Annotated in this window: 13 protein-coding genes and 1 pseudogene; 6 read left to right on the top strand and 8 right to left on the bottom strand. The window is 67.0% G+C overall.

Annotated elements, in window-relative coordinates; genetic code table 11:
• Positions 1 to 146 (bottom strand): DUF3046 domain-containing protein (locus VML93_RS37340; RefSeq protein WP_414686549.1); only part of this gene is annotated, 146 nt, incomplete at its 3' end.
• A 22-nt stretch (positions 147 to 168) separates the two neighbouring features.
• The gene (locus VML93_RS37335; RefSeq protein ID WP_325618727.1) at positions 169 to 1,335 is read right to left on the bottom strand and encodes a glycosyltransferase; all 1,167 of its coding nucleotides are present in this window, start codon (positions 1,333 to 1,335) and stop codon (positions 169 to 171) included.
• A 43-nt stretch (positions 1,336 to 1,378) separates the two neighbouring features.
• On the opposite strand from VML93_RS37335, the pseudogene VML93_RS37330 reads away from it, so the two are divergent.
• A pseudogene (locus VML93_RS37330) lies at positions 1,379 to 1,810 on the top strand (limonene-1,2-epoxide hydrolase family protein).
• A gap of 2 nt (positions 1,811 to 1,812) precedes the next feature.
• Positions 1,813 to 2,241 (top strand): DUF5313 domain-containing protein, encoded by a 429-nt coding sequence (locus tag VML93_RS37325; protein ID WP_325618725.1) that lies wholly within the window; start codon positions 1,813 to 1,815, stop codon positions 2,239 to 2,241.
• On the opposite strand, the gene pspM is transcribed toward VML93_RS37325, so the two are convergent.
• From pspM to pgsA, 4 genes are all read right to left on the bottom strand, one after another.
• Complete coding sequence (gene pspM / locus VML93_RS37320; RefSeq protein ID WP_325618723.1) at positions 2,238 to 3,059, bottom strand: phage shock envelope stress response protein PspM; 822 nt, start codon at positions 3,057 to 3,059, stop codon at positions 2,238 to 2,240. The two genes, VML93_RS37325 and pspM, sit on opposite strands and share 4 nt — an antisense overlap.
• A gap of 18 nt (positions 3,060 to 3,077) precedes the next feature.
• Entirely contained in the window at positions 3,078 to 3,905 is an 828-nt protein-coding gene (gene pspA / locus VML93_RS37315) for a phage shock protein PspA (RefSeq protein ID WP_325618721.1), read from the bottom strand.
• Positions 3,906 to 4,034: 129 nt separating this feature from the next.
• Complete coding sequence (gene clgR, locus VML93_RS37310; RefSeq protein ID WP_325618719.1) at positions 4,035 to 4,364, bottom strand: transcriptional regulator ClgR; 330 nt, start codon at positions 4,362 to 4,364, stop codon at positions 4,035 to 4,037.
• Between the two features lie 90 nt (positions 4,365 to 4,454).
• Complete coding sequence (pgsA, locus tag VML93_RS37305; protein WP_325618717.1) at positions 4,455 to 5,045, bottom strand: CDP-diacylglycerol--glycerol-3-phosphate 3-phosphatidyltransferase; 591 nt, start codon at positions 5,043 to 5,045, stop codon at positions 4,455 to 4,457.
• 56 nt (positions 5,046 to 5,101) lie between these two features.
• On the opposite strand from pgsA, the gene VML93_RS37300 reads away from it, so the two are divergent.
• Positions 5,102 to 5,623, top strand: a complete 522-nt coding sequence (locus tag VML93_RS37300) for an amino-acid N-acetyltransferase (RefSeq protein WP_325618715.1) — start codon at positions 5,102 to 5,104, stop codon at positions 5,621 to 5,623.
• A 169-nt stretch (positions 5,624 to 5,792) separates the two neighbouring features.
• Here the strand turns inward: VML93_RS37300 and VML93_RS37295 are convergent, their stop codons facing one another.
• Positions 5,793 to 6,107: a hypothetical protein gene (locus VML93_RS37295; RefSeq protein WP_325618713.1), complete on the bottom strand. Its 315-nt coding sequence runs from the start codon at positions 6,105 to 6,107 to the stop codon at positions 5,793 to 5,795.
• 231 nt (positions 6,108 to 6,338) lie between these two features.
• A complete protein-coding gene (locus tag VML93_RS37290; RefSeq protein WP_325618711.1) occupies positions 6,339 to 8,828 on the bottom strand; it encodes a DNA translocase FtsK in 2,490 nt (829 codons plus the stop codon).
• 159 nt (positions 8,829 to 8,987) lie between these two features.
• Between VML93_RS37290 and VML93_RS37285 the strand changes: the two genes are divergently transcribed.
• The 3 genes from VML93_RS37285 to VML93_RS37275 are packed head-to-tail and all read left to right on the top strand — an operon-like array spanning position 8,988 to position 11,027.
• A complete protein-coding gene (locus VML93_RS37285; protein ID WP_325618709.1) occupies positions 8,988 to 9,302 on the top strand; it encodes a putative quinol monooxygenase in 315 nt (104 codons plus the stop codon).
• Positions 9,299 to 10,132 carry a mycofactocin-coupled SDR family oxidoreductase gene (locus VML93_RS37280; protein ID WP_414686548.1) on the top strand — a complete coding sequence of 278 codons (834 nt, stop codon included), beginning with the start codon at positions 9,299 to 9,301 and terminating at the stop codon, positions 10,130 to 10,132. Before VML93_RS37285 ends, VML93_RS37280 begins: the two co-directional genes overlap by 4 nt.
• Positions 10,133 to 10,145: 13 nt before the next feature.
• Entirely contained in the window at positions 10,146 to 11,027 is an 882-nt protein-coding gene (locus VML93_RS37275; protein ID WP_325618705.1) for an SAM-dependent methyltransferase, read from the top strand.
• The last annotated feature ends 263 nt before the right edge of the window (positions 11,028 to 11,290 follow it).

Genomic DNA, 11,290 nt, shown 5'->3' with positions numbered 1-11,290 from the left:
ACGTCGCGGGGCTCGACGCCGTCCTCGATCGCCTGGGCGGCGGTACGGCCGCCGAAGTCGCTCAACACATGGTCGACCAGCACCGATGCGCCGTAAACCGTGCCGAATCGTAGAACGACCCGCTCGTTGAACTCCGTCAGCCGCACGCCAGCCAACATACCGAGCGCATCACCCGGCCAGCGCGAGCGCTTCGCGGCACACCCGCACCGGATCAGCGACCCCGGTGTTGCTGGCGGCGGCCTGCTGCGCGGCCTGGCGATAGCCCGGCGTCGACAACACGTCGCCCACCGCGGCCAGCAGCGCGTCGGCGGTCAGCGGCCGGATCAGCCGCGCACTCCCCTGCCGCACCACTCGATTGGCCATCTCCCATTGATCGCCGCCACCGGGCACCACCACCAACGGCACCCCGGCCAGCAGAGTCTTGGTCACCATCCCGTGGCCCCCGCCGCAGATCACCAGGTCGGCGTGCGCCAACAGGTCGGCCTGGCGTCCCAACCCAACCGCCGCCCAGGGCGGCACCGTCAGATCCGCTCCACCCAGCCGCGACACCACCAGGCGTGATCCCGGCGGCAGCGTGTCGCCCGGCGTCAGGCAATGCAGCGCGAGTTCGGCCAACCCGGTGGTGCCGGTCAAAGCGGTCGACGGCGCAACCACCACCACCGGTCCGGAGCCTGCGGGGATCTCTAGCACCCGATCCGTCGGCTCGAAGTGCAGCGGACCCACCACGACCGCCTCAGCCGGCCAGTCCGGACGCGGAACCTCCAGCGCGGGCAACGTGGCGATCAGCCGTCGCAGCGGCCCGGGGTCCCGGGCCGGCAGTCCGATCTCGGCACGCACCGCCGCCCGTTGGCGCAGGCCAGCGCGCCAGGATCGTGCCGTCAGCGCCCGCATGGTGGTATCGCGCACGCGGCCGCGGATACCAGTGCCCGGCGCCAGCCCGCTGCCGATCGGCGGCAGGCCCTTCGACGGTAGGTACAGCGGATGCGGGTTGAGCTCGATCCACGGGATGCCCAGCAGCTCGGCGGCCATGCCACCGCCCGCGGTGATCACGTCAGACACCACCAGATCAGGCGCCAGGTCGCGCAAAACCGGCACGTTGAGCATCGCCATCCGGGCGGCGCGCCGGTGGATCCTGGCCCCGGCATCCAGATCCTCGTCGGTCGCTACCAGCCCGTCCAGCTCGACCGCGTCAATACCGGCGCCACGGGCCGCGTCCAGCCATTCCACCCCGGTGAGCAACGTGGGCGTATCGCCGGCCGCCAGGAACCGTTGGCACAGCGCGATTGCCGGAAACGAGTGCCCGGGGTCCGGTCCGGCGACCACTGCGACGCGCATCCGCCCTACCCTGCCACAGCCGCACTCGAATACGCTGGCCACCATGACCGAGCTGACACAGACAACAGCCGTAAACACCCGCACGGTCGAGTCTTTCCTGAACGCCCTGCAAGAGGGGGACTTCGAGACCATCGAGGCCCTGTTCGACGACGACCTCGTCTACGAGAACGTCGGACTGTCGCGGATCCGGGGCGGGCGGCGAACGGCGAAGCTGCTTTCCAGGATGTAAGGCCGCATCGGATTCGAGGTGAAGATCCACCGCATTGCCGCCGACGGCTCCGCCGTCCTCACCGAACGGACCGACGCGCTCATCTTCGGGCCACTGCGCATTCAGTTCTGGGCGTGCGGGATCTTCGAGGTCCGCAACGGGCGGATCACCCTGTGGCGGGACTACGTCGACATCTACGACATGCTCAAGGCGACCCTCCGCGGTCTGGTCGCGCTGGTGGTGCCGCCGCTCAAGGCGACGCTGTAAGCATGAGCGGCGATAGCGTCCGCACCAAGCCGAACATCCTTCAGTACATCCGTTACTGCTGCGGGGCGCGGCTGCCCGATTCGATGCGGGACTGGGTGCGCAACGACCTGGCCGGCAAGGGCGCCGCCCAACGGATGATGATTCGGGTGGCCGTTCCGGCCGTGCTGGTGCTCGCGCCGTTCTGGTTGATCCCGACGACGCTGGAAGTCCATCTGGGCATGACGCTGCCGATTTTGATTCCGTTCGTCTACTTTTCGCATGCGCTCAACAAGATTTGGCGCCAGCACATGCTGCGCGTACACGACCTGGACCCCGAGCTGGTCAACGAACGCGCCCGCGAGCGCGATGCCCACATCCACCAGGCCTACATCGACCGCTACGGCCCGCGGCCCGAGTCTGAGCCGCCGCAGAGCGAAAATACCGGCCACTAACGCCGCGGCAATCCGCCGAGTTCGTCGAACGCCTGCGCCCAACCGAGTAGACGATCGGTCGCGTCGACCAGTTCCTCGCGGTATTGCTGCTGGGTGAATGCCACCGGCCCAGCACCGGCCTGGCCGTTCGCCGACGAGACCAATTGCGCTGCGGCGGTGACCATTACGTTGTACTGGCGGACGCCTTCGCTCAACTGCGCGGTGAACGCGTTGATGGTGGGGACCAGATGCGAGCGCGACGATTCGGAGTAGTGCGCTGCCCGCTCCATCGACACCACCTGCGCGGCGGTGGCCGCCATGGCCGCCGAGGTCTGGTTGGCCGCGGCCGTCAGGTCGCGGATTTCGTCGACCGGCAACATCGCGCCCCGCTCCATCACGCCCAGCAGCGAGAAGAATCCGCGTTCGGAGGCACCCAACGCGAACATCGCGGATCGCGCCGCCGAACCGGGCGGGGGCAACCGGCGGACGTTGGCCGGCCGTGGCGAAGGCAGCGGCTCCTTGCGCAGCCAGCGGTAGCGAAGCAGTAAAAGCGTCGCCGGAATAGCCTCGCCCGCCGCGATCAGCATGGGGATCAGCAACGCCCAAAACGGCGTCCGCCAGGTAGCCAGCAACATGGTCACCAGTGCCCAGAACACCACCCCGACGGTGAAGATCAGGCCCCAGCGCAGTGCACGGCGCCGACGGCGCAGCCCCCGCGTGCGCGGATCGGTCGCGACGCTGATCTTCTGCGCAACCAGGTCCGACAGGTCATTGAAGGTGTCGAAACCTCGCCAGAGCACCTCGCGCCATTGCCCGTCCTGCCTTGTTCTCACCGCCATCTGAGACCCTCCCGGTGACTACTGACCAAACGGCTTCTCGGCGATCGGCCCGCGGGTCGGGTCGGCGGTGGCGGGAGTGGCCGGGGCGCCGGGCGCAGACCCTGCCCCGCCCGTCGGCAGCGCTTCCCCGCGCATCGAGGCGCGGATCTGCTCCAACCTGGAGTGCCCGGCCATCTCCACGCCCGCCTGCTGAACCTCGAGCATCCGGCCCTGAACGGAGCTTTGTGCGAGTTCGGCGCTCCCGAGCGCGTTGGCGTAACGGCGTTCGATCTTGTCGCGCACCTCGTCGAGGCTCGGGGTGTTGCCCGGCGCAGCGATCTCACTCATCGACCGCAGCGACTTACTGACCTGCTCCTGCATCTTGGCCTGCTCGAGCTGGCTGAGCAGCTTGGTGCGCTCGGCGATCTTCTGCTGCAGCACCATCGCGTTCTGCTCGACCGCCTTCTTGGCCTGTTTCGCCGCGCCAAGCGCCTGGTCATGCAACGTCTTAAGGTCTTCGACGCTCTGCTCGGAGGTCACCAGCTGAGCGGCGAACGCCTCGGCGGCGTTGGTGTACTCGGTGGCCTTGGCGGCGTCTCCGGACGCGGTGGCCTGGTCGGCCAACGTCAACGCCTGACGGACGTTGACCTGCAGCTTTTCGATGTCGGCCAGCTGTCGGTTGAGCCGCATCTCCAGTTGCCGCTGGTTGCCGATCACCTGCGCTGCCTGCTGGGTCAGCGCCTGGTGGGTGCGTTGCGCTTCCTCGATGGCCTGCTGAATCTGGACTTTGGGGTCGGCGTGCTCGTCAATCTTGGCGTTGAACAGCGCCATGAGGTACTTCCACGCTTTGACGAACGGATTGGCCATGAGTTAGCTCCGCCTTCGCTTTTTGTGTGCCTTGTGGGCTGCTTACCCTGCCGCTCAATTTAATGCGTCAGCGGCGATCTCCCCACCCTAGATGCGCTTCTGCTTGCCATGCGTTGCATCGTTGGAAACTCAGGCCACCGCCAGGGAGGCGACGGGCGGAATGACCACCTTGGTGCTGGCGTCGATGGTAGGAGCGCTTCCCGGCCGGACACCAGCCGCGTCTTCCTGGCGCGCCATCTGCTCACCGGCATCAATGAGCACCGCCGACAGCGGCAGCTGCAAAGCGTCGCAAATGGCGTTGAGCAGCTCGCTTGAGGGCTCTTTACGGCCGCGCTCGACCTCCGACAGATATCCGAGGCTCACCCGTGCTGAATCGGACACCTCGCGCAGCGTCCGCCCCTGGGAAATCCGGGCCTGGCGCAGCACGTCGCCAATGACCTCGCGCACCAATGGCCCCATCGAGCCCTCCTTTTGTCGCATCGCGCCAGCAGGCACAACAAGCAATAGTTATGAGGTGAACGCGGGCAGCCTTGGTGTTGGTTCCCCGAATCAGCGGGGTGTCTGCCGAACTTCTTTGATCGCCGAGGCCATGTAGTCGATGCCGGTGACGATGGTGAGCACGATCGCAATGCCCATCACCACCGCTGCCGACACGTGCAGCCAGCCCGACAGCGGCAGGATGAACAAGCCGATCGCCACCGCCTGAGTCAGGGTCTTGAGTTTGCCGCCCCAGCTCGCGGGAATGACGCCGCGGCGAATTACCGACAACCGCAACACGGTCACCCCGAGCTCGCGGGTGAGGATGACTATCGTGACCCACCAGGGCAAGTCGTGGAGCATGGACAGCCCGACCAGCGCCGAGCCGATCAGGGCCTTGTCGGCGATCGGATCGACAAACGCGCCGAATTCGGTTGCCATGCCGTAGTTGCGGGCCAGTTGGCCGTCCAGTCGATCGGTGAAGCAGGCCAGGGCAAATATCGCCCACGCCACGATGCGGGCCGACGTAACGTGGCCGCCCCCGTAGAACAGCGCAACCAGGAAAATCGGGACCATCACCAGCCGCAAGCCGGTCAGGACGTTGGCGAGGTTCGCGATACGGGCGCGGCCCCGTATCGAACCCGTTTCAGGCTGCCCCGACACCGCAACAGAATAGCGGTCGGCCCGCTGCCCCGTCGCTGATGTCGATACTGTTACCCGTGACCGAAAGCCCACGGCAGTACCGGCCGCTGGTCCGGCGTGCGCGAACATCCGACGTTCCGGCGATCAAACAACTTGTCGACACGTACGCGGGGAGAATCCTGCTGGAAAAGAACCTCGTGACGCTCTACGAAGCCGTGCAGGAGTTCTGGGTGGCCGAAAACCCCGACGACGGCAAAGTCGTGGGTTGTGGCGCGCTGCATGTGCTGTGGTCCGATCTCGGCGAAATCCGCACCGTCGCGGTCGACCCCGCCCTGACCGGCCACGGTATCGGCCACGCGATCGTCAACCGGCTGCTCGAGGTGGCGCGCGAGGTGCAGTTGCAGCGGCTGTTCGTGTTGACCTTCGAGACCGAGTTCTTCGGCCGGCACGGCTTCACCGAGATCGAGGGCACGCCCGTCACCGCCGAGGTGTTCGAGGAGATGTGCCGCTCCTACGACATCGGCGTGGCCGAATTCCTGGATCTCAGCTACATCAAGCCCAACATCCTGGGCAACTCCCGGATGCTGCTGGTGCTTTAGCCCCGCGAGCGTGCGGCCAGCCGCACAGTCGCGGCCGAACGTGCGGCTGGCCGCACACTCGGCGGCCGGCCGGCGCGCTACTTGGCGAGGAGCAGCACTTCATCGACCGACCATTGGTCGTGCGCGTGCAGGCCGTACTTACACGCGCGGATTACGCCCTCCGGGCCGATCAGGAAGTCGGCCGGTTTGCCGAGGTGGTCTTCTCTCGGGGCCAGGGCACCCCTGAGCGATGGGTTGTGGCGTATGCCGCGGAGCGCGGCGCGGCGGCGTCGGCATAGAACAGCGAGCGCAGCAAAGACTCGACGCCAAACTCCCAGTAGAGCTTGCGCTCCGGGTCGGCCACCACGGCGAATGGAAGGTCCGCCTGGTATTTGCGGAGCCGGTCGGCCGCGGAGTGAAAGACGACGACCTCGACAATCCGGCATTCTCGATCTCGGGATTCCGGCGTGCCACCTCTCGAACGTGCAGATTGCAGATCGGGCATCCGGCAAATCGCCGAAACTGCAGATGCACCGTGCGATCGGGTGCAGGAATGGAAACCTGTGACCCGTCGATAGTGGTCACCGTCCGAGCATCGATCGTGTCGCCCGTGGAGTACGTAACGCCCCTCTGTGTGAGGAGTCTCACTCTACGCGCGGCGACGCGCCGCGCGAACGTGCGGCCAGCCGCACAGTCGCGGCCGAACGTGCGACTGGCCGCACACTCGGCCGGCCGGTTACTCGGCGTCGTCCCCGCTTTCCGAACCGCCCCGGATCAGCGCCAGCGTTCCGGCCAGTTCGTCGGGCTTGACCAGGACCTCGCGAGCCTTGGACCCCTCGGACGGCCCGACGATCCCGCGGGTCTCCATCAGGTCCATCAGCCGGCCGGCCTTGGCGAAACCCACCCGCAGCTTGCGCTGCAGCATCGAGGTAGACCCGAACTGGCTGGACACCACCAGCTCCACAGCCTGCAGGAACACGTCCATGTCGTCGCCGATGTCCGGATCCACGTCGGTGCGCTCGCCGGTCGGCTTGGCCGTGGTGACGCCCTCCGTGTACTCGGGTTCGGCCTGCTCTTTGCAGGCGCCGACGACGGCGTGGATCTCCTCGTCGGTGATGTAGGCGCCCTGCATGCGGACGGTCTTGTTGGCGCCCATCGGCAGGAACAGGGCGTCACCCATGCCGATCAGCTTCTCCGCGCCGGCCTGGTCCAGGATCACCCGGCTGTCGATCAGCGACGACGTGGCAAACGCCAGCCGGGACGGCACGTTGGTCTTGATCAGCCCGGTGACCACGTCCACCGACGGACGCTGGGTGGCCAGCACCAGATGAATGCCGGCTGCCCGCGCCTTCTGTGTGATCCGCACGATGGCGTCTTCCACGTCGCGCGGCGCCGTCATCATCAGGTCGGCCAGCTCGTCGACGATCGCGACGACGTAGGGGTACGGCCGATATTCGCGCTGGCTGCCCAGTGGCGCCGTGATGGCACCCGATCGCACCTTGACGTTGAAGTCGTCGATGTGGCGCACCCGGGACGCCTGCATGTCCTGGTAGCGCTGCTCCATCTCCTCGACCAGCCACGCCAGCGCGGCCGCCGCCTTCTTCGGCTGGGTGATGATCGGCGTGATCAGATGCGGAATGCCTTCGTAAGGCGTCAGTTCCACCATCTTCGGGTCGATCAGGATCATCCTGACCTCTTCCGGGGTGGCCCGGGTCAGCAGCGACACCAACATGGAGTTGACGAAGCTGGACTTACCGGAGCCGGTCGAGCCGGCCACCAACAGGTGCGGCATCTTGGCCAGGTTGGCGCAGATGAAGTCGCCTTCGATGTCCTTGCCCAGCCCGATCACCAGTGGGTGGTCGTCGCGGCGGCTGGACGGCGCGGTGAGCACGTCGGCCAGGCGCACCATCTCCCGATCGGTGTTGGGTACCTCGATGCCGACGGCGGACTTGCCGGGGATCGGTGCCAGCATCCGCACGCTCTCGGTGGCCACCGCGTAGGCGATGTTCTTCTGCAGCGCGGTGATCTTCTCGACCTTGACGCCCGGCCCCAGCGAGACCTCGTAGCGGGTCACGGTGGGTCCGCGGGTGCACCCGGTAACGGCGGCGTCAACCTTGAACTGGGTGAGCACGTCGCCGATGGCGCCGGCCATGTGGTTGTTGGCGGCGCTGCGCTTCTTGGGCGGGTCGCCGGCCACCAACAGGTCCAGCGACGGCAGCGTGTAGAGGCCGGAGATATCCGCGGGCCGGTTGTCCCGCTTCTTGGTGCGCCGGCGGGCCGGCGCGACGACGGGTTCGGGGACGGTAGGGGCGTCGTCCTCGGCTTCGGAGATGTCGAGCATGTTGGCCGACGGCCACGCCTGCGGCTCGTCGTCGAAGGACTGGTCGTAGTAGCCGTCGGAGAAGTCCTCGCGCGGCGTGTCCTGCGCTTCCGCCTCGTCCTCGTCGGGCTCGTAGTCGTCCTCGTCGTCACGCTGGAACAACCGCGTGCCGAACATGGCGCGCAGCGCATCCGGCACCTCGCGGATGGTGGTCCCGGTCAGCAGCAGCACGCCGAACAGCGTGCCGATGAACAACAGCGGCGCGGCGATCCAGGCGGTCAACCCATCCGACAGCGGGCCGCCGATGGCGAAACCGATAAACCCCGCCGCCCGCTGCCGGGAGGCCGGATCTTCCGGCGATCCCGCCCACAGGTGGCACAGGCCCAGCAGGGAAAGCGCGATCAGGCTGGAACCCAGGATGAGCCGGGGCCGTGCCTCGGGGTTGGGCTGGGTCCGCATCAGCACCACTGCCGTTCCGGCCGCGACCAGCGGTAGGAAGACGACGGCCGAGCCGATGAACATCCGCAACACCGTGTCCACCCACGCGCCGACCGGCCGGGCGGCGTCGAACCACGAGCTCGCGGCGACGACGACGGCAACGCCCAACAGAACGAGCGCGATTCCGTCACGGCGATGTCCCGGTTCGATGTCGCGGGCGCGGCCGATCGAGCGCGCCGCGGTCCCGGTCCCCTTGGCCGCCATCAGCCAGGTCGCGCGGATGGCCCGGCCGCACGTCAGCCCGGCCGAAACCAGCACGGACCGATTCCGGCGTTTGGCAGGCCTGCTCGGCCTTTTGCGCGGTGTCGCCGGTCGCGCAGATCGGGCAGAACCCCGCGACTTGGTCCTCGAAGTGGCCCCTGACCTGCTCGTTCGAGTTCCGGACCGGGCGACGGTCTTGCTAGCCATGCAGGCAAGCCTAGTCGCAGTTGCCTCATATGCACCACCCGCCACACTGGTAACGGGCGCCCGCTCGCGATGCGCCCGTCCCCCCGTCTGGAGGCGTGAGTAGGGTGGCGAACGGCGACAAAAGTGCTGCCGCCAAGTTCCCCGCCGTAGGAGGCCCGTATGCCCGTCGTCGTCGTTGCCACCATGACCGTCAAACCCGAGTCGGTCGACACCGTCCGCGACATCCTCACCACGGCGGTCGGCGAGGTGCACGACGAACCTGGCTGCCAGCTTTACTCGCTGCACCAAACGGGCGAGACGTTCGTCTTCGTCGAGCAATGGGCCGACCCGGAAGCGCTCAAGGCGCACAGCAGCGCGCCGGCAATCACCAAGATGTTCACCTCCGTGGGCGAGCACCTGGCCGGGCCACCGGACATCAAGATGCTGCAACCGGTTCCGGCGGGCGACTCGAGCAAGGGCCAACTCCGCGCCTGATGGCCCGACCACTGGAAGGCCAGGTCGCCTTCATCACCGGGGCCGCGCGGGGTCAGGGACGCGCGTTTGCGGTTCGCCTGGCATCGGACGGCGCGGACGTGATCGCCGTCGACTTGTGCCAGCAGATCGCCAGCGTGCCCTATCCCCTGGGCACACCGGAGGATCTCGCGGCCACCGTCAAGCTGGTCGAGGACACCGGCGCCCGCATCGTGGCCAAGCAGGCGGACGTCCGCGACCGCGCGTCGCTGGCCGCCGCTCTGCAGGCGGGGCTCGACGAGTTCGGCCGGCTCGATATCGTCGTCGCCAACGCCGGTATCGCGCCCATGCAGTCCGCCGACGCGTGGCACGACGTCATCGACGTCAACCTCACCGGCGCCTATCACACCCTGGACGTGGCGGTGCCGACCATGATCGAGCAGGCGAAAGCCGGATCAAAAGGCGGATCGATCGTGCTGATCAGTTCGGCCGCGGGGCTGGCCGGCGTCGGCAGCGCCGACGCCGGCTCCATCGGCTACACCGCCGCCAAGCACGGGATGGTCGGGTTGATGCGCTTGTACGCCAATCTGCTTGCCGAACACAACATCCGGGTCAACTCGGTGCATCCGTCCGGTGTGGACACGCCGATGATCAACAACGAGTTCACCCGGCAATGGCTGGCCGACCTGGTCGCCAAGTCGGGCCGGGCGCCGGGCATGGGCAACGCGCTGCCGGTCCAGATCCTGCAGGCCGACGACATCGCCAACGCGGTGGCCTGGCTGGCGTCCGACCAGGCCCGCTACATCACCGGCGTCACGTTGCCTGTCGATGCGGGCTCAGTGAACAAGCGGTAGGCAGCGCTCGATAATGGCTCAAAACCCCGCCGCAAACACCGCCTTCGGCCCGATGGTGTTGACCGCCGTCGAACAAAACCAGCCGCCGGGCCAGCGACTGGTGGACGACGACCTCGCCGAGCTGTTCCTGCCCATCCCGATGCGCCTACTCGTCGCCACCACCCGGTGGGCTGCGGTGCGCCGCACGCTCATCCGTGCATCCGAATGGACCGGCCGCGGCCTGTGGGCGAGTCTGGCCTGCCGCAAGCGCTTCATCGGCGACAAGCTCAAGGAAGCACTCGGTGATACCCCAGACATCGACGCGGTCGTCATCCTCGGCTCCGGGTTGGATACCCGCCCCTACCGGTTGACGCGGCAGGTCCGCATCCCGGTGTTCGAAGTCGACCTGCCGGTCAACATCGCCTTGAAGGCCAAGACCGTGCGTCGGGTGCTGGGCGAGCTTCCACTGTCGGTTCGGCTGGTGGCGTTGGACTTCGAAAGCGACGACCTGCTCACCGCGTTGGCCGAGCACGGCTACCACACCGATTATCGGGCCTTCTTCATTTGCGAAGGCGTGACCCAGTACCTCACCGAAGACGCAGTCCGGCGGATCCTGGAGGGACTACGCGCGGCGGCACCGGGCAGCCGCATGGTGTTCACCTACGTCCGCCGGGACTTCATCGACGGGACGAACCGGTACGGCACCCGGACGCTGTACCGCAACGTGCGCGAGCGAAAGCAACTGTGGCACTTCGGGATACAGCCCGACGAGGTCGCCGGGTTCATCGGCGAATACGGCTGGCAGCTGGTCGAGCAGGCCGGGCCCGACGAGCTGGTGCAGCGCTACATCGAGCCCACCGGCCGCAAACTCAAGGCATCGCAATTGGAATGGTCGGCTTACGCCGAGAAGATCTAAACCGAAGTTCCCCCCGGTAGCGCGGGTTTGAATCCACTTTGCCCTTGATGAGCAGGTGTTCTTTATCCTTGGGCCGCCGATATGTAATCATGTATATAGAGAAGTAATGCGGCGTGTCTCTCTTCGATATACCGGCATTGCACCATCTAATGTGCTAGAAAGTAAGCATGTACGTGACGCGGGTGCCGAACCGAGGGTCACCGCCGGCGATCCTGCTGCGCGAAAGCTACCGCGACCAGGGCAAGGTCAAGACCCGCACCCTG

The sequence above is a fragment of the Mycobacterium sp. genome, from assembly GCF_035499775.1.
Classification (GTDB): domain Bacteria; phylum Actinomycetota; class Actinomycetes; order Mycobacteriales; family Mycobacteriaceae; genus Mycobacterium.
Note: the sequence above shows the minus strand (reverse complement) of the source record. Positions and strands in the feature narration are given on the sequence as shown.

Excerpts from the sequence above, each read along its gene's own strand:
- VML93_RS37335 (WP_325618727.1), bottom strand. The coding sequence starts at position 1,335 with ATGCGCGTCGCAGTGGTCGCCGGACCGGACCCCGGGCACTCGTTTCCG.
- VML93_RS37325 (WP_325618725.1), top strand. The coding sequence starts at position 1,813 with ATGAGCGGCGATAGCGTCCGCACCAAGCCGAACATCCTTCAGTACATC.
- pspM (WP_325618723.1), bottom strand. The coding sequence starts at position 3,059 with ATGGCGGTGAGAACAAGGCAGGACGGGCAATGGCGCGAGGTGCTCTGG.
- pspA (WP_325618721.1), bottom strand. The coding sequence starts at position 3,905 with ATGGCCAATCCGTTCGTCAAAGCGTGGAAGTACCTCATGGCGCTGTTC.
- clgR (WP_325618719.1), bottom strand. The coding sequence starts at position 4,364 with ATGGGGCCATTGGTGCGCGAGGTCATTGGCGACGTGCTGCGCCAGGCC.
- VML93_RS37295 (WP_325618713.1), bottom strand. The coding sequence starts at position 6,107 with ATGCCCGATCTGCAATCTGCACGTTCGAGAGGTGGCACGCCGGAATCC.
- VML93_RS37290 (WP_325618711.1), bottom strand. The coding sequence starts at position 8,828 with ATGGCTAGCAAGACCGTCGCCCGGTCCGGAACTCGAACGAGCAGGTCA.
- VML93_RS37285 (WP_325618709.1), top strand. The coding sequence starts at position 8,988 with ATGCCCGTCGTCGTCGTTGCCACCATGACCGTCAAACCCGAGTCGGTC.
- VML93_RS37275 (WP_325618705.1), top strand. The coding sequence starts at position 10,146 with ATGGCTCAAAACCCCGCCGCAAACACCGCCTTCGGCCCGATGGTGTTG.